Source organism: Wolbachia pipientis (assembly GCA_023052945.1).
Classification (GTDB): Bacteria; Pseudomonadota; Alphaproteobacteria; order Rickettsiales; family Anaplasmataceae; genus Wolbachia.
In genome coordinates, this window is the sequence record CP095495.1 from 1,029,378 (window position 1) to 1,051,889 (window position 22,512).

General features: G+C 34.7%; 21 protein-coding genes. 9 read left to right on the plus strand and 12 right to left on the minus strand.

Annotation, left to right across the window (positions count from 1 at the left end):
- The first annotated feature begins 112 nt into the window (after window positions 1–112).
- Window positions 113–928, plus strand: coding sequence for a transposase (locus MWH06_04950; protein UPA54645.1), 816 nt, complete (start codon window positions 113–115; stop codon window positions 926–928).
- 154 nt (window positions 929–1,082) lie between these two features.
- Here MWH06_04950 and MWH06_04955 read toward each other — a convergent pair whose 3' ends face one another.
- The 4 genes from MWH06_04955 to MWH06_04970 form a co-directional block, all read right to left on the minus strand.
- Window positions 1,083–2,258, minus strand: a complete 1,176-nt coding sequence (locus MWH06_04955; protein ID UPA55758.1) for a multidrug effflux MFS transporter — start codon at window positions 2,256–2,258, stop codon at window positions 1,083–1,085.
- A gap of 142 nt (window positions 2,259–2,400) precedes the next feature.
- The gene (locus MWH06_04960; GenBank protein UPA54646.1) at window positions 2,401–3,378 is read right to left on the minus strand and encodes an ankyrin repeat domain-containing protein; all 978 of its coding nucleotides are present in this window, start codon (window positions 3,376–3,378) and stop codon (window positions 2,401–2,403) included.
- Between the two features lie 24 nt (window positions 3,379–3,402).
- Complete coding sequence (locus tag MWH06_04965; protein UPA54647.1) at window positions 3,403–3,738, minus strand: hypothetical protein; 336 nt, start codon at window positions 3,736–3,738, stop codon at window positions 3,403–3,405.
- Window positions 3,739–3,976: 238 nt separating this feature from the next.
- Window positions 3,977–5,299, minus strand: a complete 1,323-nt coding sequence (locus tag MWH06_04970; GenBank protein ID UPA54648.1) for a phage tail protein — start codon at window positions 5,297–5,299, stop codon at window positions 3,977–3,979.
- 162 nt (window positions 5,300–5,461) lie between these two features.
- Here MWH06_04970 and MWH06_04975 point away from each other — a divergent pair, with 162 nt between their 5' ends.
- Window positions 5,462–6,277 carry a transposase gene (locus MWH06_04975; GenBank protein UPA54649.1) on the plus strand — a complete coding sequence of 272 codons (816 nt, stop codon included), beginning with the start codon at window positions 5,462–5,464 and terminating at the stop codon, window positions 6,275–6,277.
- A gap of 16 nt (window positions 6,278–6,293) precedes the next feature.
- On the opposite strand, the gene MWH06_04980 is transcribed toward MWH06_04975, so the two are convergent.
- Complete coding sequence (locus MWH06_04980; GenBank protein UPA54650.1) at window positions 6,294–6,557, minus strand: hypothetical protein; 264 nt, start codon at window positions 6,555–6,557, stop codon at window positions 6,294–6,296.
- 242 nt (window positions 6,558–6,799) lie between these two features.
- On the opposite strand from MWH06_04980, the gene MWH06_04985 reads away from it, so the two are divergent.
- The gene (locus MWH06_04985) at window positions 6,800–7,834 is read left to right on the plus strand and encodes a hypothetical protein (GenBank protein UPA54651.1); all 1,035 of its coding nucleotides are present in this window, start codon (window positions 6,800–6,802) and stop codon (window positions 7,832–7,834) included.
- A 5-nt stretch (window positions 7,835–7,839) separates the two neighbouring features.
- Here the strand turns inward: MWH06_04985 and dcd are convergent, their stop codons facing one another.
- A complete protein-coding gene (gene dcd / locus MWH06_04990; GenBank protein ID UPA54652.1) occupies window positions 7,840–8,397 on the minus strand; it encodes a dCTP deaminase in 558 nt (185 codons plus the stop codon).
- Window positions 8,398–8,538: 141 nt separating this feature from the next.
- On the opposite strand from dcd, the gene MWH06_04995 reads away from it, so the two are divergent.
- Window positions 8,539–9,555: a substrate-binding domain-containing protein gene (locus MWH06_04995; GenBank protein ID UPA54653.1), complete on the plus strand. Its 1,017-nt coding sequence runs from the start codon at window positions 8,539–8,541 to the stop codon at window positions 9,553–9,555.
- Between the two features lie 173 nt (window positions 9,556–9,728).
- On the opposite strand, the gene MWH06_05000 is transcribed toward MWH06_04995, so the two are convergent.
- The gene (locus tag MWH06_05000) at window positions 9,729–10,433 is read right to left on the minus strand and encodes an ankyrin repeat domain-containing protein (GenBank protein UPA54654.1); all 705 of its coding nucleotides are present in this window, start codon (window positions 10,431–10,433) and stop codon (window positions 9,729–9,731) included.
- Between the two features lie 303 nt (window positions 10,434–10,736).
- Here MWH06_05000 and MWH06_05005 point away from each other — a divergent pair, with 303 nt between their 5' ends.
- Complete coding sequence (locus MWH06_05005; GenBank protein ID UPA54655.1) at window positions 10,737–12,170, plus strand: TrkH family potassium uptake protein; 1,434 nt, start codon at window positions 10,737–10,739, stop codon at window positions 12,168–12,170.
- Between the two features lie 117 nt (window positions 12,171–12,287).
- Here MWH06_05005 and mgtE read toward each other — a convergent pair whose 3' ends face one another.
- Window positions 12,288–13,658, minus strand: coding sequence for a magnesium transporter (mgtE, locus tag MWH06_05010; protein ID UPA54656.1), 1,371 nt, complete (start codon window positions 13,656–13,658; stop codon window positions 12,288–12,290).
- Between the two features lie 154 nt (window positions 13,659–13,812).
- Here mgtE and prfB point away from each other — a divergent pair.
- A protein-coding gene (gene prfB / locus MWH06_05015; GenBank protein ID UPA54657.1) for a peptide chain release factor 2 occupies window positions 13,813–14,917 on the plus strand; the annotation gives its coding sequence in 2 pieces (ribosomal slippage) (window positions 13,813–13,887 and window positions 13,889–14,917; 1,104 coding nt in all).
- Window positions 14,918–14,976: 59 nt separating this feature from the next.
- Window positions 14,977–15,822 (plus strand): ankyrin repeat domain-containing protein, encoded by an 846-nt coding sequence (locus MWH06_05020; GenBank protein UPA54658.1) that lies wholly within the window; start codon window positions 14,977–14,979, stop codon window positions 15,820–15,822.
- Here MWH06_05020 and MWH06_05025 read toward each other — a convergent pair.
- From MWH06_05025 to MWH06_05035, 3 genes are all read right to left on the minus strand, one after another.
- Window positions 15,782–16,111: a multidrug efflux SMR transporter gene (locus MWH06_05025; GenBank protein ID UPA54659.1), complete on the minus strand. Its 330-nt coding sequence runs from the start codon at window positions 16,109–16,111 to the stop codon at window positions 15,782–15,784. The two genes, MWH06_05020 and MWH06_05025, sit on opposite strands and share 41 nt — an antisense overlap.
- Window positions 16,112–16,127: 16 nt before the next feature.
- Window positions 16,128–16,442 (minus strand): SMR family transporter, encoded by a 315-nt coding sequence (locus MWH06_05030; GenBank protein UPA54660.1) that lies wholly within the window; start codon window positions 16,440–16,442, stop codon window positions 16,128–16,130.
- 108 nt (window positions 16,443–16,550) lie between these two features.
- Window positions 16,551–17,657: a D-alanyl-D-alanine carboxypeptidase gene (locus MWH06_05035; GenBank protein UPA54661.1), complete on the minus strand. Its 1,107-nt coding sequence runs from the start codon at window positions 17,655–17,657 to the stop codon at window positions 16,551–16,553.
- Between the two features lie 565 nt (window positions 17,658–18,222).
- Between MWH06_05035 and MWH06_05040 the strand changes: the two genes are divergently transcribed.
- The gene (locus tag MWH06_05040) at window positions 18,223–18,432 is read left to right on the plus strand and encodes a hypothetical protein (protein ID UPA54662.1); all 210 of its coding nucleotides are present in this window, start codon (window positions 18,223–18,225) and stop codon (window positions 18,430–18,432) included.
- Window positions 18,407–19,081 (plus strand): DNA repair protein RadC, encoded by a 675-nt coding sequence (gene radC / locus MWH06_05045; protein ID UPA54663.1) that lies wholly within the window; start codon window positions 18,407–18,409, stop codon window positions 19,079–19,081. The genes MWH06_05040 and radC overlap by 26 nt, the downstream gene beginning before the upstream one ends.
- Window positions 19,082–19,125: 44 nt before the next feature.
- On the opposite strand, the gene MWH06_05050 is transcribed toward radC, so the two are convergent.
- The gene (locus MWH06_05050) at window positions 19,126–22,482 is read right to left on the minus strand and encodes a UvrD-helicase domain-containing protein (protein UPA54664.1); all 3,357 of its coding nucleotides are present in this window, start codon (window positions 22,480–22,482) and stop codon (window positions 19,126–19,128) included.
- Window positions 22,483–22,512 lie beyond the last annotated feature (30 nt).

Genomic DNA, 22,512 nt, shown 5'->3' on the forward strand with positions numbered 1-22,512 from the left:
TCTCTCCTATTACATTTTTGCCCACAGAACCTAAGACCTGCTGAAAAAGGTGATTGAAAAAATGATGTGAGAGAGGTAGAAGAAGAATAAGCAGATCAAGTAAGGAAAAAAAATGAGCTTTAGTTACTATAATATGAAAAAATACCCAAGAAACTTTCGTAATATAACAGGTTTAACTATAGAGGAGTTCGAAAAAGTAGTGGAAAAAGTGAGGTCTGGATGGGAAAAACAGAAAAAGTGTCATGGTAGAAGATCAAAACTACCAACTCTGGAAGATAAGTTGTTTTGCGTAATTTTGTACTATCGCACTTACATAACACATAGATTTTTAGGATGCCTATTCAATGTACACAACGCAAATGTATGTAGGTTACTTAAGAGAATAGAGCCATTACTCGCCAAAAAAGTGACTATAACAAAAGATAGAAGTATGACGCCAGAAAAAATACTGAAGATTTTGGCTGATGTTACAGAACAGCAAATACAGAGACCAGAAGATAGTAAAAAACGGAAGAAATCATATTCAGGAAAAAAAAGAACCAACACTATGAAAACTGAGATTATTATCGAAGAAGGAGGAAGAATTTTATCAGTGTCAAAGTCATACCGTGGTAGAATTAGTGATTTCCGCATAAGGAAACAAGAAAAATATTTACCACTTGATAGCATAAAACATGCCGATTCTGGATATCAAGGTTGGCAAAAATTGCAAAGCAATGTTATAATTCCATATAAAAAGTATCGTAAAAAGCCATTAACTCCAGAGCATAATAGAAGATTAGCATCATTTAGAATGAGAGTAGAAAACAAGATCCGAGAGATAAAGATATTTAAGATTATGTCGAATGTTTATCGCAATTTTCAGAAAAAATATAACCTGAGGTTCAATATTATTGCTGGTATTGTAAATCTTAAGCACGCCTTTTAGTTAACCTTGATTTTAGTCACCCTCCTTTCCTTTTTTTTATCGCTTGATTCGCAGCAGGTCTATAGTAGTCTATTCCTTGTTCTTTAATAATTAACACCCCACACCTCCTGTAAAATTATATTATCACGGCAAAATCATTAATAACCCATGAACTCTATGTTCCTGGATCACGCAAATAATGCCCGTGTTTTTCAGTACATTTGAGCAGGCTGTACATAAGAATCGCAATTGTAGAGCATGCTATTGTTAATAGTAAATTTGGTAAAATACCATAGCGAAAAAATTTTCCTACTATATATATTCCAATAGCCCCAAACATCATATTGCAGAATGAGAGGACTGCACTACCAAGCCCTATACCTTTGATCGTTTCTAAAGCAGAAGTTACGTTATTACTTATTATTAATGCAAGCCCAATATTGGCTGGAATCCAGGCAACTTGAAGAATTAATATATTTAACTTGTCCGCGAAATAAAAATATACCAATAAACTATCGGATATTATCGGTAACACCAAACCTATTATTAGCATTTTGCTCACCCCTACTTTTAGTACATACCTTCTATTAATTAAAGTTCCAATTATGTAAAATATAACTATGATCGATATGAGGTAGCCAAAATACTGTACTTTAATGCCCATCGATTCAAATATGAAAGGATAGTTAGCAACGTATGCCCAAAGCCACATGAAAGTTAATCCATGAATGGCTGAAAACCCAAGGAAACGATAATTTCTAAATATTGATATATATTGTTTGAAGATATTAGTAGTTATACTGGTTTCATTTTTATTCACAGTGAGTGTTTCTTGTAACTTAAAGTAAATAAAAATAAGCATAGGAATTGCCACAAGTGACATAATAAAAAACAAAAATTTCCAACTGTACCCATGTGAAATTATATAACTGCCCACCACTGGAGCTATTCCAGGTGAGAGTGCCACTACCATATTTAACTTTGAAATTACTCTCGAGTATTCACTACCCGAGTACATATCCCTTATTGCTGCATACCCAACAACACCTGCAACACCAGCCCCTGCTCCTTGTATGAAGCGAATTAGTATCAAGAGCATAATACTGTCGGCTATATAACACATGACACTTGCCAAAGTAAAAATTGTCATACCAATCAGCATCATTGGACGCCTACCATAATGGTCTGACAATGGCCCATAAATTAATCCAGATACTGCAAATCCAACTAGATTCAAGCTAATTGTAAGCTGCACTACACTGCCTTCTACTTTAAAATAATTGGCAATGCTTGGTAGTGCAACTGAGTATAGGTCAGTTGCCATATCGACAATTGCTACAGACAATATCATAATAAGAGAGATGATATTTTGCGAAAGAGCTATTTTCACTTAATGATTTACTGGATTAAATATACTTAATTATAATATATTTTTTTCATTAGTATATTAATTTAACTACTGAAATTAAGGGTAGCTATTCGAGAAAAGGAGTTTACTCAGTATTGGGCTTCAAAACCATATATGTAGCTCCACCAATTGCTAACGCAGATGTTGTAATTGCAGCAACTGCTCCCACTATAGGCAGAAATCCAACTGTAAATACTGTTGCAAAGAGCGTTGCCGCTACAGTTGCACCAAGTGCTGCTGTTGATCCACCACTAACAATACCCCACTTGGTCGCATCATATTCTTGTTGTTTTATTTCTGCAACCCTAAAAATCTGTACCAAATTTTTGTCTGTAGCTAACTCTCTTGGAGTTTTACCATCAATATCCTTCGATAAAGGATTTTTCCCTTTTTCCAGTAAAGATTCTACTATTTCTGTACAGTCATAAACAGCAGCTAGATGTAAAGGAGTACTACCTTTTAGTAACTTATGCGTTTTGCTTTCTACTACACATCTCACTAAATGCTCTAAGACTTCTTTCATTCTTGGCTCTTTTTCCATTAGGTACTTAACTATTTCTGTATGATTATTATAGAAAGCTATCTGTAAAGGAGTACCTCCATCCTTATTTACCGCACTCAAATCTGAACCTTTTTCCACTAAAAGCTTTACTATGTCTGTATGACCATTAGAAGCAGCTAAGTGCAGAGAAGTATTTCCTTCTTTATTCACTACACTAAGGTCTGGTTCTTTTTCCATTAGAAGTTTTACTATATCTGTATGACCATTGGAAGCAGCTAAGTGCAGGGGAGTATTTTTGTTTTGATCTTTTATATCAATATTTGCTCCTTCCTCTAACAGCAATTTTGTAACATTTGTATCTCCAAAATTCGCAGCAAAGTGTAATAACGTAAATTCTTTTGAGCTGTCTTTAAAAACATAATTTACATCAAACCCGCATTTTTTCCACTGATCATATTCATGCATCACGTGTTTTATACTATAACGTTCCTGTTCTAATTTTTTGAGCTCATTCTCATATTTCTCCAATTCTCTATCAAACCTTACTTCACTATCTTTCAAACTATTCTTATATTTCGTATACTCCTAATCATAGTCCGGTGCATTGTATTCCGGTTTATCATTGAATTTACCATCACTGTATAGTCTCTTTAATAACTCACTATCGGACTGGTGTAACAAATTTATCTTCCTGTTGTAATCTTCACTTAATGACTGTATCTCTCTATTGTGGTCGTAATTCAGCAGCTGCATTCTATGGTGAATAGATTCACAGCATCCATTGATTTCACTTGACCTTCTTGAGTTATACTCTTGTAATTCATCTGCTATCGTTGTAACTATATCGTTGCTGTATATATTTGAGTTACGCTCTAACTCCTGTAATATTACCTCAAATTCGTTTTCTATAAAGCTTACCACACTATACCTCAAAATTAAAATGCATACTTAAACTATACATATATTTAACGAAAATGCAATAATTTTAATATCGAACAATAAAGTCAGTGGATTATGAATCTCTCTAAAAAAATCTTTTTGCTTTATTTTCTTAGAAAATGAGTGAAGATATCAGCTACATGTTTTTAGTAAAGCTATAAAAGCAGGAATTTCAATATCTTGTCTTCAATTATTTAAGTTTAAGTTTAAATACTGAGCATCAATTATTCAGGACCTTCGCCTCCGTGTTATCCAATGAATCACCGTAAGTGACTGCTTTTAGGTAAAACTTTTTTCCTCTTTGCACTTCGAAAGATATTATTGAATCATCAAGTAGAACAAATTTTTCACCTGTGGCATCTTTAGTGCCTTTTTGTCCTCTGGTAAGATCACTCAATTTGTATTTATTTTTATCTATGAGTTCAGCATTCTGGAATTTTATTACCTCTTTTCCAACTAGTGCTAAATTTGAGTTTGCAATTGGGCTCATGCTTGACAGCTTACCAAAACGTAATACTATTACAAGCCCCTCATCGGTAGATTCCATTACATATCCGTAAGTAGATTGTTTATTTGTGCTTGCGATAGGCTTATAATCCTTATCGTTGTACGAAATAAAGAGTGTTGCTCCCCTCCAATTCTCCTCTTCGCCAGTTAAAGTAAAGCTTGCAATATTATCTTTAATGTGCGGTAAATCTATCATTTCTATGATGGTTTTACTGATGTGAGAAGGAGGGTATTCCTTCAGCATAAGTGACCTTGTTGAAAGAAAAGAAAGCTTATATATGGAGCTGTCATAACCAACGCCAATTACTTGAATGGCCATGCTTTCAAATTTTGTTTTTATAATTCTCACCGTATGCTTTTTCTCACCGTCTAAAATCGTTATTACATCACTTGGCACAAGCCACGCATATTTTATCGGCAGCTTGAAATTGTATATATTTCTCTCTTGCCACGAAGAATAAAGTAAAACCTCAGCTATATTTTGCGCCTCTCCCTCCTCCATAATGAGCGGTATTTCAACTGTTATAGCAGTGCCTTGCTTTGGCAACTCAGCATATTTAACATCAATTGGATAGCCAAAATTGCGATTAAAATAAACGACGTTAACTTTATTGTTTAAATCCAGTTGACTAATATTAACAAGTTTTGAATTGTTACTGAAAACCGTTTCACCAATTGGCATTACAGTTGTAACTCCCCTGCCCTTTTGGACAAATTTCAGTTTAGAGTCCTGTTCAACCACATCAAAAAAATAGCAACTTTGCAGCATTTTAATAATTGAACGTACGGGTTGCTGGTCGTTTATCACATATTCAGACAATAACCCTTTGACGTTGCTTGTATCGAACTGATCGCTTTTTAAACCTGCTTTTTGTAATAGATCCGATAAAACATCAGAAATACTAAGCTGTGAAAGCTTTCCCTGAATCCAATGGCCTGTCTGCCAGTTATGGCAATCAGCCCACATATCACATAAATTGGGAAAATAAGGAAATGGTCTTGCATCCCATGCCCAGAGAAACATTTTCTCCACCATTTCTGAATTTTGCCACTTCTTTAGCGTTCCTTCGATTGCCGTTCTCTGCGCAAGAAAGCTTACCTCTCCGTTTGAATATCATGAGACCTGCTGAAAAAGGTGATTGAAAAAATGATGTGAGAGAGGTAGAAGAAGAATAAGCAGATCAAGTAAGGAAAAAAAATGAGCTTTAGTTACTATAATATGAAAAAACACCCAAGAAACTTTCGTAATATAACAGGTTTAACTATAGAGGAGTTCGAAAAAGTAGTGGAAAAAGTGAGGTCTGGATGGGAAAAACAGAAAAAGTGTCATGGTAGAAGATCAAAACTACCAACTCTGGAAGATAAGTTGTTTTGCGTAATTTTGTACTATCGCACTTACATAACACATAGATTTTTAGGATGCCTATTCAATGTACACAACGCAAATGTATGTAGGTTACTTAAGAGAATAGAGCCATTACTCGCCAAAAAAGTGACTATAACAAAAGATAGAAGTATGACGCCAGAAAAAATACTGAAGATTTTGGCTGATGTTACAGAACAGCAAATACAGAGACCAGAAGATAGTAAAAAACGGAAGAAATCATATTCAGGAAAAAAAAGAACCAACACTATGAAAACTGAGATTATTATCGAAGAAGGAGGAAGAATTTTATCAGTGTCAAAGTCATACCGTGGTAGAATTAGTGATTTCCGCATAAGGAAACAAGAAAAATATTTACCACTTGATAGCATAAAACATGCCGATTCTGGATATCAAGGTTGGCAAAAATTGCAAAGCAATGTTATAATTCCATATAAAAAGTATCGTAAAAAGCCATTAACTCCAGAGTATAATAGAAGATTAGCATCATTTAGAATGAGAGTAGAAAACAAGATCCGAGAGATAAAGATATTTAAGATTATGTCGAATGTTTATCGCAATTTTCAGAAAAAATATAACCTGAGGTTCAATATTATTGCTGGTATTGTAAATCTTAAGCACGCCTTTTAGTTAACCTTGATTTTAGTCACCCTCCTTTCCTTTTTTTTATCGCTTGATTCGCAGCAGGTCTATTGATAATTGGTATCGTCCTTCCATAGGTTGAGGTTTGAACTTGCAGATTTTTTAGTCTCGCACCATGCGTTACTTTCTGCTCAGCATCAAGGCTAAACATCGCACCATCAAGCTGCGCACCAAGAAGAGCACCGAGTTCTGAGCCGATAATCTGGCCAATTGGCCCAAAAATGCTGCCTGCTTGACCAAAAATTGATGATAAAATTATTGTAGACATGATAATCCTCCTTTTTATTTCTGGATTCCAGTGCCAAGCACTGGAATGATAATTAATTTGACAAGAAATTCAATAACTTGTAATGAATAATTGAAGTTTTTAATTAAGAAAAATACATGAGTAAATCGTGTAGCTATAATTATTGTAAGCAACAATGAAAAAGTGTGGAAGTAGAAATTTGAGTTGACAAAATAAGAAAAAATATAGTACATTAATAATATTGATATAAACTTGAACTAATTATGCCAACAGTAGTAAATACACCAGACAACATACAAAGACCGTCAAAATTAAAAAAAGCAAAAGAAATTCTGCTAGCTCCTGTAAGGTGGCTAATCATAGGTTTATCTGCAGTACTTTTGATAATATTTGTTATTTCTCTCCTGGTGTTTTTCTTAATCGCCAAGGTATTGATTAAGCTATATCTTTTTGCAGGAGGCAAAATGCCGGAATGGTTAGAGCAAAGAGCTGAAGCATTTATGGAGGCAGCACGTATCCCACAAACAACGCATGATACTGATGTAAATGATGCAATTAATATTAACGTTCAAAAGCTAAAAGAAAACTATAGCGAGCCTGATGTTGATGATAAGTTTATAGAGGAAATAGAAGGATTTATTGATCAGTTAGAGTGCATAGCAAATGGCACACAAAAAGCTGCAGATAAAGATCAACTTACAGAAGATGAGAAAAAACATGCACTTGAGTGCTTGGAGCGTATGAAAAATAACCCTAGTACACATAGTGGAAGCGGGTTAACATTGAAGCAAGTTTTAAATTTAGCTTGGAAGGCTTGCAACGATCAAACTAGAGCAAATGCTGATTATAATATAGATATTAATACCCGCATATTACAGAGAAAATATCAACTGGTTAAACATTTAGTAGAATCGCAAACAGAATACGGAGTGCGTGGTGGTCGTGGTTCAAGTGCATGTTTTACTGGTACCTTCAACAGTATTGTCTCTTCCTTGTACACTTTTGAAGAGTTTTCCTTCTTGCAAAAAGCAGATAAGAATACTATAAAGCAGGAATTTGAAAATGAGCTGCAAAAAAAGGGAGAAGAACTATTTAATCAGCTTTCTAATGATAAAGAAAGAAAAGAAGTTGCAGAAGCTTTAAGTAATCCTCCTTCTACAAATTTCTTTTCAAGCTATGTAGAGTCATTTAAAAACCACTCTGCACGTGCAGTTTTAGGTGATAAAGAATGCGACAAATTAGTTAAAACTCATCTTAGTAATCTTCAGTACAATAGCACAATATCTTGCTTTACCTAAAGTAATCACTTTACCAGCGGCAAAGTGATACCGTGCTGATTCATATATTTTCCTTTCATATCATCATATGATTTTTCACACTCACTTTCGCCGCTTAAAAATACGAATTGGCATGCGCCTTCATTAGCGTAAATTTTTGCAGGAAGTGGGGTGGTGTTTGAGAATTCGAGTGTGACATGACCTTCCCATCCAGGTTCTAAGGGAGTAACGTTTACTATAATTCCACACCTTGCGTAAGTTGATTTACCAACACAAATGACCAGTACATTTCTTGGTATACGAAAATATTCCACTGTGCTTGCAAGCACAAAGCTATTTGGTGGAATTATGCATACGTCTGTTTCTTTATCTATAAAACTATTCTCAGAGAAATTTTTAGGGTCCACGATGGCTGAATTAACGTTAGTAAAAATTTTAAATTTATTATCCACTCTTGCATCATACCCATAAGACGATAGTCCGAAAGATATGACACCTTTACTGCTTTTGTGATCCACAAAAGGCTCTATCATTCCAAAATTTTCAGCTTTTTCTCTTATCCATTTATCTGGCATAACTGCCATAACTGTTCCTTGAAGTTATATAATACTTACAATAATATAAAATAAAATTTAAATGTAAACTGTAGCTTTTGTCATGCAATTAAAGCTTTTCAGTTTGATTTTTTATTACAATAATTAGATTTATGTTCTTAACTAAAAATAATGCTTAGAAACTTTTTCCTGATTTTTGTATTCGTATTATTCACGCCGCTGTCAAATGCTGATGCCAGGAAATACATCAGAATTGTTGGATCTTCAACCGTTTTTCCTTTTATCTCATTTGTAGCCGAGGAGTTCAATCGTGTATTCTCTTTTAAGACTCCAGTTGTGGAATCGATAGGAAGTGGATCAGGGTTCAAAATGTTTTGCTCAGGAATAGGGGAAGACACACCAGACATCACCACTTCATCTCGTCCTATGAAGGAAGTAGAAAGAGAACTATGTAAAAGAAATAAAATTAATGAAGTGATAGAGATCATCATTGGCTATGATGGAATTGTCATTGCAAATTCAAATCAAAGCCATAGATTTGATTTCACAAAGAAGGACTTATTTGAAACTTTATCTGCATATTCTCAAGAAAATGATAAATTAGTAAAAAATAATAAGAAGTTTTGGTCTGATGTAAATCAAGCCTTACCAAAAACAGAAATTGAAATTTATGGTCCACATCAAAATACAGGCACATACGAAACTTTGGTTAATTCTATTATGCTCAATCAATATTCATGCATGAACTCGAGAATTTTCAAAGAGAATTATAAAGATCAGGAAGAAAGAAAGAAAGCATGTGGTAATATAAGGGATGACGGAAGGTATATAGAAGTTGGAATTAATGAAAACATAATAATACAAAAATTGAAAAGTAATAAGAACGCTTTAGGGATATTTAGTTTTAGCTTTTTAATGAGGAATCAAGATAAAATACAAGGGAGCACAATTGCAGGAATTGAGCCAACTTACGAAAATATATCATCGGGAAAATATATATTAGCAAGACCTCTATACCTTTATATAAAGAAAGAACACCTGGATACTGTTGATGGATTAAGAGAATTCATAAAAGAAATTATAGATTCGACCGGTATTGAAGGTGGGTACCTATCTAGGCTTGGTCTAATCCCACTTTCAAGTGAAGATATAAAGAAAGCTTCAGCAAAAGTTTATGATATAACGTGACGGCAACACTTCCTTCTCCTTGTCATCCCTCCTTTTTCTGTTATCCCAGTGCGTGACACTGGGATCCAGGTTTCCATTTTTTATACTCACCAAATCAGTTTGCTTGCTAAAGTTTCCTGAATTCCAGACTGGAATGACATCGTTTACTATATATCACATTATATTGATTAATGCTACGCTCTTTGTTCCTTTGATGTAGATAATCCTTCTACACTTGGATCTTCTAAAACCTTAGCAATACCAGCACCCATTAATATAACTGCTGCCAAAACTGCTAAAGCCAGTGCAACTGCAGGATACGCTAGCACATAGGCTGCAACAGCACCAGCTGTGCATACGACAGTGGCACCTAGAGCAATCTTCCTCTTGTGCTCACTCCAGAAGGTTGTATCGTTCTTTTCTAGGGTTTGTTTGTCAGTAGACTCACTGTTTTGTTCCTTTTCTTTTGAAAGAGTATTTATTATCTCTTCCATGTCTTCTTTCTTTATCTGTGAATCGGATTGATGATCCTCAGCCCACTTTAATAGAGTCATTCCATATACCTGTATGTTAACATTAGCCCCTTTTTTCTTTAGAGCTTCGAATGTCTCTAAATCGCCACGTTCAACAGCCTTAGATATTGGAGTCATTCCATCTGCACCTGCTGCGTTAACATCAGCCTTTCCTATTAGAAGATCTACTAAAGCTTTATTAGTAGGATTATCAAATTTCTTTTCAATAGCAATAATCAATGGAGTCAATCCATCTTCACCCACTGCATTAACATTAGCCCCTACTTTTATTAGAAAATTTGCCACCTTTGAATCTGCACGGTTAAAAGCAACCGTTAATAATGTGTGTTTAGATTCTGCTCCGTAATCATTAACAGTAGTAAACACATGATCTAAACTAAATTCCCCTTTTTCCCACTCTTTACATGCATCTGAATCTGATGGTAATTGACTTTTTATTGCTCCAATTACGTTATCCTGATTCAGACTTTCGTCAGAACTTATGGACTTTAATGCGTTGTATATTGCTGAAAACTGTTCATATTTTACCTCTATTTTTTATAATAATCTTAATTATCACACATATTTACAAGTAAGTCAAGTATATTGTTAATAACTGTTAATAAAGGCCAACAAAGTGCTTGACGTTAGAATAGCTTTTATGGTTTTGTATAGCTAAAAAGTAACTCTATGGAACGCTTACGTTCAATTGTATTTATTGTGGGAATATTCCTATTGCTGTTTAGCTTAGCAATGCTTATTCCTGCTATTATTAATAAATGTCTCAGCTACGAATGGAAAAATTTTCTCGCTGGATTCATAATTACCTGCACATCTGGCGTAATTTTTATTTTACTCGGTAAATTAAATGGCATGCCGGCAATTTTTGCGATTACTAGTTGCACCTGGATTGCCTTGTCTTTGTTTGCAGCTATTCCTTTCTATTTTGATAATCTGAGCTATGTTGATGCATTATTTGAAACGATATCTGGCATCACAACCACAGGGGCAACTATATTTAATGATATTGAAAAACAATCTCCAGGAATACTGCTATGGAGAGCAATGCTACATGGCATAGGGGGTTTTGGTGTAATCACTTTAGGAATTGCAGTTTTTCCTATGTTTAAGATTCTCAGCCTAAATAATTTACTTTATTCTGAATATTCAGATGCTACAAAAAGGAAGTTGCCGAACACGCGAAGCGTAGTAATTCATATTACAGCAATATATTATGGCCTAATTTTGTTATGTATATTTTCCTATTATCTGGCTGGTATGCCACTGTTTGATGCAATATGTCACGGAATGTCCGCTGTATCGACTGGTGGATTTGCTAACTATAATGATTCTATAGGGCACTATAATAACCCTATGTTAGAAGTCATAACGATCATTTTTATGATTTTGGGTTCTCTGCCTTTTCTTAGCTATTTAAAAATTATAAGACGGTTAGACATTTGCCATGATGAACAGGTTTCTTACTTTGTAAGGGTAGCTATTGTTTCATCTTTATTTGCTTGTTTTTGGTTGTATCAAAATGTTGATTTAGGAGTGTCATTATCATTTAGATGCAGCATATTTACCATCACCTCCTTGATTACGTCAACTGGTTATGCAATCTGTAATCATATAGATTGGAGCTTCATTTCAGTCTTAGCTTTTTTTCTAACCTTTGTTGGTGGATGTAGTGGTTCTTCAAGTGGTGGCATCAAAATCTTTCGTTTGATCATTTTTCTAAAGTCTATAGGAAATCACTTTCGCCTTTTATTAAACCCAGGTGCAGGTAATATGGTAAAATTCAACGGAAAAACCCTGGAGAATGATGAAGTTCACTCTGTCTTTATATTTTTTGCAATTTTCATGTTAACGTTTACCATTTCATCAATAGTGATGTCTTACTTAAGCAATGCAGACTTTATAACTAGCATCAGCTCAGTCTCTGCAACGCTTACAAATTCTGGCCCGGGATTTAGTAATTTAATAGGCCCTTCAGGTAACTATTCTTCTTTCAGTAATGAAGTAAAATTATTTTTGTCGTTTTTGATGCTGCTTGGTAGACTTGAAATATTGCCAATCTATTTTTGTATAGGTAATTTATTCTTATTTAATAGAAGGAAATAGTTGGTGAAACTTGATATTATAGCTAAACTGACTTACGACAATTTGAAAAACCGTCATTCCGCTACTTGTTAGCGGAATCTATGCCGAGATACCGCGGCGGTATAGCTATAGATAGTATTAGCTATTTAATAAAAAGATCGTAGCTAAACCAAGAAATATAAGAGCTGAGAGAATATCAGTTGTTGCCGATGTTAGAATTGAAGAAGAAACTGCAGGGTCAGACTTTAAACGGTGAAGTATTATAGGAATGAAAGTTCCGATGAACGTTGCAATAATTGACATCATAATCATGGAGACCACAAAAATCATCTCCACTTTGAAATTGTGAAATCTTATTGCTAATACTACGAGTGAAATGGTAGATAAAATTACCCCGTTTATAAGACCTATTAAAAATTCTTTCATCAGTACTCTTTTTGCATTTTGCTCAGTTAGATATTTTGTTGCGATTGCCCGGATGGTTAGCGTTACTGTTTGGGATCCTGCATTTCCGCTCATTGATGCAATTATCGGCATGATTATTGGTAGTACTATAAAACTTTTTATTACATCATCGAAAAAGCCAACTACTATGGAACACATTGTTGCAGCTAAGAGGTTAAACAGTAACCAAGGTAGCCTTTTAATTATAGTTTTATGTATAGGGGCATTTATATCGGCTTTAGAAGATACACCGCTTATTTTGAGTACATCCTCTTCTGTTTCTTGTTGAACAACTTTTATCACATCTTCAATTAAGATCACACCAATAATTTTACCATTCTTATTTACTACCGGAGCCGATAATAGAGAGTAATCTTTAAATATTCTTGCTACTTCCTCTTGGTCTACTCCAGTTTTAATGATCTTTATTTCATGATCCATTATCTCTTTTATTATTGTGTCTCCTGAGTGAGATATTACCTTATTTAAATTAACACTGCCTATAGGCTCTAATTTTGAGTTGATAATGAATATCTGGTGAAATCTTTCTGGTATTTTTTTATAGTTGCACACAAATTCTGTCAGTTGATTTATTGTCCAATAATATGGAGCTATAACCATATCTTTATGTATCAGCCTTCCTGCACTTTCTTCTGGGTATGATAGCAACTCCTCTACTAATTTTTGAGTTGCATTGGGTAAGTAGTTAAGTATGTTTTCTATAGACTTTCTATCCAAATCTTTCACTATGGTTACTACATCTTCTACATCAAGGAGCATTAGTAACTTTGCTGTATTTTCTATTCCCAATGTTTCTATGATCTCTCTTTGTAAATCTGGCACTACATGCACTAGGGCATCACTTAACAAATGTTGATCGAGGATATTAACTAATTTCTCCCTGTGATCACTGATTGAAGTAGATAAAAAATAAGCTAACTGAACGCTATCTATCGTTTTTACAATATTACGAACATTTTCTAGCTCCTCGTTATCAAGTGACTCTATTAAGTCATCAATAGCCTTTTTGTCTAAACCATAATGAGAACTTATTTTAATATTCATTACTTTACCTTATTTTTTAATAAATACACACACTTGATTTCCTTAAACATTAAAGTATAATGAAATTATTTTGAATTAACTATCATATGGTTAAATTTCTATTTTGTTTGCTGTTATTATTAGTAATAGTAAATATATTAAAATCTAAAGTATAATGAAAACTTATTCAGAAATTTTCGAATACTTTCAAGGTTTAAATAAAAGTATTTCTCTTATAAGGAGGTGTCTTTGACATAGAAGAATTAAAGTTGCGTCTTGAAGAGCTGGATTCCCAGGCGTCGAATGATAATCTGTGGCAAGACAATCAAAAGGCACAAGAAATTTTAAAAGAACGTTCTAAAATTAAGAATGACATAGAGTTGTTTTTAAAGCTGGAAAGCGATTACAACGATGCCATTAGCTTAATGAAGTCTGCTATTGATGAGAATGATGAAGAATTTTTCTCTGAAGTTGAAAGTGAATTAGCTAAGCTAGAGAAATTAATCAAACTTAAAGAGACAGAATCCTTATTTACTGGTGAAGCAGATAATAATAATTGTTTTTTAGAAATCCACTCAGGAGCTGGCGGAACAGAGAGCAATGATTGGGCTGAGATGCTCATGCGCATGTATGTAAGATGGGCAGAAATTTATCACAACTTTAAAGTTGAAGTTATAGAAAAATTAGAAGGAGAGTCGGTTGGTATAAAGTCTGCAATGATAAAAATCGTTGGAGAAAAAGCTTACGGGTGGGCAAAAAGTGAAAGTGGAATTCACAGGCTGGTTAGAATATCGCCGTTTGATGCAAATGGTAAACGTCATACCAGTTTTGCAAGTGTAGGAGTAACTCCAGTGATCGAAGATTCAATGGATATTGCTGTGGATGAAAAGGATCTAAAGATCAACACCTACCGAGCTTCTGGAGCAGGCGGTCAGCACGTGAACAAGACTGAAAGTGCGGTACGCATTACGCATATTCCAACTGGTGTTGTAGTTCAATGCCAAAATGGTCGTTCTCAACACAGAAATAAAGATGAGGCGTTAAAATTACTTAAAGGCCGTTTATACCAAATTGAACTGGAAAAGAAAGAACAAAAGATGGCTGAAGAATATGGTAAAAAATGCGATATAGGCTGGGGTAATCAGATCAGATCGTACGTTATGCATCCATATCAAATGGTGAAGGATTTAAGAACCGGATATGAAATGGGGAATACAAATTCCGTTTTTGATGGTAACATAGACTGTTTCATAGTTAGTGTGCTCGCTAATAAGAATTAGGTAGGGTTGACTTTTTTTCTGTAATATGTAATAATTAAAATATTATTTGAGGTAGAGTTATGACAATGAAATATGAGCAGTGGAAAGAAATATTAAGTGCAATCGATAATGAAGCAGATTTAAGTAAAGATAATGTAATTGAAAAAGTAAAGGAGAAGTTAAAAGTAATAGATTCAAGTGCATATGAGGAATGGGAGAAAACTGATTTTGATGTAAATTACCTGTTTCAAGTCGGAAATATTCAATGCGCATTGTTACACTTAGTTACTTGTGGTAATCTAGGAAATGTGGCAGGTGCCTTATTAAAAGTAGAAGGAATTAATGTTAATGCAAAAGGGAAGGATGGGTGGATTCCTTTACACTTTGCTGCCCCAAATGGCCATAAAGAGATAGTTGACGCTCTATTAGCAAAAGAGGCTGATGTTAATGCAAAAGGGAAGAATGGGCGGACTCCTTTACATTTGGCTGCCCCAAATGGCCGTACAGAAGTAGTAAAAATTCTCATAGCAAATGGTGCAGATCCTTTATTAAAGAATAAAGATGGTAAAACTCCGAGAGATTTAGCTGAACGTGACTTTATAAAGAAGCTTCTGAAAGAAGCAGAAGAAAAACAACTGAAGCAGCAAGCACTTAATAAAAGTATTTCTGCCGGTGGTGCAACCGCATTGTTAGGTACTGCTGTAGCAGTGGCACTTTTTGTAACCGGAACAGTTGCAGTTGAATTGATGCCCATAATGATAGCAGTAGCTGCAGTTACAATAGCAGCGCTAGCAGTTGGTGGTATTACATATAGCATATTAAAACCTAGTACTAAAATGGATGAAACGAAAGAAGCGCAAAACGTAAATGGGCAGGAAGTATCTCCTAATTTTGTTTTGCAGTATCAAACAATTTTAATCCTATAATCCCGAATGTAACTAAAATAAAGCATATTACTTCGAATAAATTAACTGGTTCATTAAATAGGTAAACTCCAAGTATCGAAGCTCCTATAGCACCTACTCCAGTCCAAATTGCATAGCATACTCCGATAGGTATAGAACGTATAGCGAGCAAAAGTAAATACGTACTAAGAGCCATGGAGAATATGCTAATTATTGATGGTACGAGATGAGTAAATCCACAACTATGCTTAAGTGTTATGACCCAGAACACTTCAATTAGTGACGATAAGAGTAAATATATCCAATTCATGCATAAATTTTTAGGTTTAAATAGAGAGCTTCAGCCCTATGGTTCCTATTACAATTAAAATGATACATAAAACTTGAGATAAATTAATATTCTCTGTGAAAGCGGTTGCACCAATTATAGTTATTCCAATTGTGCATATCCCAGAGGAAACTGCATAGCATACTCTAATAGGTAGAAAGCATGCTGCAAGAGATAAAAAGTAAATGCTAATGATCATAATTACCAATGTTGCAATCAAAGGCACAACTTTAGTAAAACTGTTACTAAACTTTAACGTTACAGCCCACAGTATCTCTAGGATACTAGACAGCAACAAATATAACCAGCACATTTTCGTAACATTTCAATCTTGTATTGTAACAGAAATTGTTAGCTAAGGCTATGCTAAAGTGCAATAGATCTCTCTTTCGAAATTGCTTTGAAAGCCAATATATTAAACTTAAAATAACATTCTAAAAAACTTTTCTATGAAATTCAATTCCTGTACGTCATTTGCTGCATAAAGAGGTGTAGTTTGTTGCTCAATACCTGGTATTTCTACAAAAACTTTGCCCACTTCTTGACCTTTTTTAATGGGTGCAGGTATCATATCTTTATATTCAATACGCACCTTAATTTGGTCGTGCAATTTGCGGTTGTAAGTTATGGCAACATCGTTTGCAACTGTAATAGGCACTTTTTTATCTTTTCCATAGAGAACATTTACTTCCTCAACTACACTGTCTTTAGCAAATATTTTCTTAGTATTAAAATGATTTAAGGAGTATTGTATCAGTCTTTTTGCTTCTTCTATTCGCCCTTTCTCAGTGTCTAAACCATTTACGACAGCAAAAATTCTCCTATCATTTCGTTTTGCAGATGCTACAATGCCATAACCACCAGCATTCGTATAACCGGTTTTTAAACCGTCAACCCCAATGTCGTGAAAAAGTAGAAGATTTTTATTCTTTTGTGCAATTTCGTTATATGTCAAATATTGTTCAGAAAATAAATCGTAATATTCAGGAAAATCAGTGAAAATCCTTTTTGCCAGCATTACCAAGTCTTTTGCGCTCATAAAATGATCTCCATCTGGCCACCCGCTTGAGTTGACAAAATGACTGTCATTCAGGTTCAAATTTTGTGCAACCTCATTCATTTCAGCCACAAAATTCTCTTCTGATCCTGCAATACCTTCGGCTAGTGTTATGCAGGCATCATTACCTGAGACTATTGTAATTCCTTCGAGTAATTCCCTCACCGTAACGGATTGACCTTCTTTTAAAAACATAGAAGAGCCTTTTCTTTCCCACGCTTTTCTGCTTACTCGAAATTTATCCTCCATATTTATTATTCCAGCTTTTAGATAATCGAAGGCTATATATAAAGTCATTAACTTACTCATTGAAGATGGGGCCATTTTTTCATCGGAATTATGGTCAAAAATAAGCGAGTCTGAAGCTAAATCTAAGACTACTGCTTGCTTTGCTTTGGTTCTAAACTGGTATGAGTATGAAGAAAAAGGAAGTATAAAAACTAATAGCAAAATTACCAATCTGCTTAACATATCTATAATTTTAAATTTACAGTGCACTAATTAATAGTATAATTTTACAGGGGCATTTCAATAGATCTCTTGTATAAAAATTCCTTGACAAACCTCGCCAGTCCTCTTATTATGAAAGTGAAGCTATTTTATTTAACTTCGCAATCTCTGCAGCAGATTAAAATGACAAGAAAACTTGTATTTGGCGTACTATTGTTTAATTTTTTGCACTATGTGCACCGTATGTCTTTATAAAATTTCTGGTTTTTACCTACATAAGCTGAAACGCGCTTATAAAGCGTTCAAGACATCACCCAACGTCAAATTTTAAAATAGAGAGTGTAATAACTAGCTACCACGGGTTTTCTACGCCTTTTTTTTCTGCCTAGTAAATTTCTTAAATATTAAAGCTAAGGTTAGTTGCCGTTTAAAAGCAGCTAAATTGCAGTGTTTAAGACTTAAAAAACGCCAATACTGACAATAAACAGTGACTAGGGCTTCTTTTGCCTTTTTTTTCGTTTGGTGAATTTCTTAAATATTTATGGCTAAAGTAATTTAGGCCTACCGACAACCGTCATCCCGCTACGTGTTAGCGGGATCTGCTGAGATACCGCGGCGGTATGAAGTAGAGCTCGCGTTAGCTACTTTCATGACACCATTTGCTGTCTTTAAAAATGAATGTTCTTACAATTGTGTGTCATACGCTTTATTAAATATTTTACTTAAAAATCTAATTTCTTATTATACAAGAGATAAGCAATTCATTGATGATGAAAAATTACAAAAAGGGGCATAGAAAGCGCCTAAGAGAGAAAATTATTTTAGATAATGGACAATCATTACTTGATTATGGAGTTTTAGAGCACATTTTATATTCAGCATATAGTAGAATTGATGTAAAACCGGTGGCAAAGAGTTTGATAAAAAGTTTTGGCAGCTTAAATAAAGTTTTTAATGCTGACCTGGAAGCGCTGCAAAACGTTGATGGTGTCAGCAATGCAGCGATATCTGCCATCTTTTGTGTAAAACAAACCTTTGTTCGTTCTGCAAGAGAAGAAATAAAAAACCTGCCTGTAATCGATAACTGGGAAAAATTGCTTGATTATTTAAGAATAAGTATAGGAAGCCTCAATAAGGAAAATTTTCGCGTCATCTATATGAATAAAAAGTATCGTCTAATAGCGGAAGACCTGCAAAATATTGGTACAGTAGATCAAACTCCTCTTTATGTCAGAGAGATCATCAAGCGCGCACTTTTGATTGGTTCAACATCCATTGTAATATCTCACAATCATCCAAGCGGAGATACACAACCTTCAAATAGCGATATATCTCTCACTAGACAACTAGCAGAAGCTTGCCAAAGTATAGGAATAGAATTAATAGATCACATTATTATTACATTCAGTAGCTATTTTAGTTTCAAGGAAAATAGGCTGTTGTGAAAACCTGTAGATTCTTTTTACCGCACTCTTGCAATCAAGTTTCATCAAAAGTCAGATTGCAGAGTTAAATCTTCCACCCAAATAACCACGCACTCTACTTGCTTGTTTGGATATATTTCTTGTACTAAGGTTTTATAGATTAACATCTGTTTTTTTATTTCATTTAATAAGGAAACAGAAACGTTACGGTGTGATTTGTAGTCAATTATGATTGCTTTATCTCGCGTTATGCATAGCCTATCTAGTCGTACTAATACTGACTTGCCATCAATTGTTCCACTCAGTGTAATCTCTGATTTGCCTTCCAAGTCAAACAAATAGCCATATTTTTCATTAAAGGTTAATATTTTACTGTAAATTTCATCCTTATCTTCACTGATGTTATCAAGGTATTTTCTGACCCAATTTTTTCTCCTTTCTTTTTCTATCTTGGGCATATACTGCAATATGCTGTGAATAATCAGGCCTCTTGCATAACCATCTGTCATCCCAATGCTCCTTGTTGTCATTCCAGCACTCTCATCTGTCATTCCAATACCCCTATTTGTCATCCCAGTGCTTGACACTGGCTTTTTTTCTCCAGGTTCCAGCGTCACGTGCTGAAATGACATCGAAGAGTGAGTAGCTGATGCTGGCTTTTCTTCTTTTTTACTGGATCCCAGTGTCAAGCACTGGGATGACAGGGGAAGACGCTGGGATGACACCGAAGAGTGGGCTAAAGCTGGTGGAAGGGAAATGACCGGAACGTCAAAGTAATCACGTTTTTTATAAATGTAAGGGTAGTTTGCGTTCACACATAGCACTTCAACTTTTTCTTTAAATATTGGCTGTAAGTATGCTTGTTTCTTTTCATATGATGTTCCATACTGAGTGATTAGATCATACCAAGAGCCCTTTTGCACTGGCTCTTTACTTAAGATGTATAACTCATCTTCAGCACGCGTGAGTGCTACGTATAATAAACGCAAATATTCATTATAATCCTCTAGTTTTTTCTCCCTTTTTACTTGATCACAATAAACGTTATTGTTTTTTCCACACCAAAATGGCACTTCCGTTCCATCAAAGATAATGCTTTCACTGTCTCTTGGCACTGTGTTTGTATCAACCAAAAATACTATGGGAGCTTGCAGGCCTTTTGATTTGTGAATCGTCATTATTCGCACAGCATTGCGTTCTGATTGCATATCATTCTTAATCTCTGGGTTATTCTCCTTGATCCATTGAACAAATGCTTGAAGAGATGGGTTTTTAAATTGCAACACAAGGTTCATAAATTCGTCTAGAACCTCGAAGCACTCAAGACCTAGCCTTGCAGCAAATTTCTTCTTACCTGTACGCAATATATGTGTAAATAGTGCAAGAGGAGACTCTATGCGAGATAAGTTAATGAGATAGTTTAATTCACTATAGATAACCCCATGATAATCTTGAAGTCTTTCCCATAACGACTGTTCTTTGCGGTCGTATGCAATGTTAAATAAATCATCCTCGGTAAAATTAAATAGTGGTGATTTTAAAGCATTTGCAAGAGCTAGATCATTTGCCTGGAGGAGTAAAAATTCGGCCAAAGCTATTAAGTCCTGCACGGCTATATAATCCATAATTCTAAAATAATCTCGGCCTACAACTGGCACGTTTGCTTTTTTAAGTTCGCTTATTATGTAATCAACTAACACGTTTCGTTGCCGTACCAGAATCACAATGTCCCTTGGCTCTATATGGCAATCTTTAGCGACTAAAATCCGCCCTTCGTTTAACCAGTTGTGAATTTTGTGGGCTATTGCCTGAGCAAGTAATCGATCTGCTATTGTATAACCTTCCTTGCATGTCAGAGGAATTTGTAAAGCTCGCTGTTCTTTCTCTTTACACTTTGGCAACGCTGGCCAAATTTCAATATACCCTTGATCATTTTCTCTATGTGGAACATGTTTTATTTCATTATCAACAAAAGATATTTCTGCGCGGAAGTTGTTAAATATTCTATCTACAAGCATCAAAACTTCTGGAGTTGAACGAAATGACTTTTCAAGTTGGCATGATATCCAATCTCTACCACCAGTTTTCGTATGAAAGTATTGTTGCATATAGTTAAATAGATGGGGATTTGCTCCTTGAAATCTGTATATGGATTGTTTTACGTCACCAACTACAAATAAGGTTCGCTTTTCATCATTACCGGCAAAAAATTCATCGCAGAGATTTGTTATAATTTTCCACTGGCTGATGCTATTGTCTTGCGCCTCATCAACAAGAATGTGATCTATTTTTTGATCCAAGTTAAACAATACCCAATCTTTGTAGTTTGGATTGCTGAGAAGATTTGTTGCTAAGTCAATTATATCATTGTAGTCAAGCAGTGCATTTTTTGATTTTTCGCTATTATATAGATCAATATATACTTTAAATATACCAAGTAAGCTACTCGTTCTCTTGAATATTTGATAAGAGTTCATGTTTTTTATATGAGTAAACACTACATTCTGAACGCTCTCTATTATTTGCTCTGCATCTCTAAATTTCTCCAAAATACTTTTTGTTGCAATGGATGATATGTTCTTTTTTTCGTGCGATTCTGATTTGAGAAATACCTTGGCTAGACTTTCTATATCCTCCTTATTGGTGCTGTCACACCAATCAGAGAACATTGCACTATAACTCTGATCTCTTTTACTGCCTTCACTTAATATCTCTGCTAATCTTTTTATATGCTCAGTCGTTCCACTTTGTAAATCATGAATTCCATCTGGAGCATTGAGTTTATCTTTGATATATTCCGAATCATTTGCTGACATCGATCTCTTTACACATAAAGTATAAAGCAAATCGCGTAGTTTATTTTCATCAATTTCAGTTGCAATAAGGTTGATATCATTCTGCACAGTTTCGTTATGAAGCACTTTATTGAATATGATGGAATGTAATTCTTTACATTCACTCAGCGTACAATTTGGGGCGATGCCAGCTTCTATGGGAAAGTTGGAAATTAACTTGTAACAGAAAGCGTGTATGGTTTGTATAGTTAGGCCAAGATTTTCCAATTCAGAGAAAAGCCTTCTTGCTCTTGCTAAATAACGATCAAGTGCTTCATTTTTTCTGGATCCCAGTGTCACGCACTGGGATGACAAGTAGGGGTGCTGGGATGGCATCGGAAAGAAATCTAATTGTTCTAAATCTGCTATCAACACACTCTCTGAGCATATTGCCCACTTACTGAGTATGCTGTGAATGCGATTCTCCATCTCGTTTGCTGCAGCGTTGGTAAATGTTAAGCAAAGAATATTTCTTTTGTTTTCTAATAAAAGTCTCAATACTCTGTCTATTAAGATTTTTGTTTTGCCTGTACCAGCAGATGCATTTACCCACACAGAGAAATTAGGATTTATGGCATTTTTTCTCATCAGAAGTGCGAAAACCTTATAGAAGTTGAC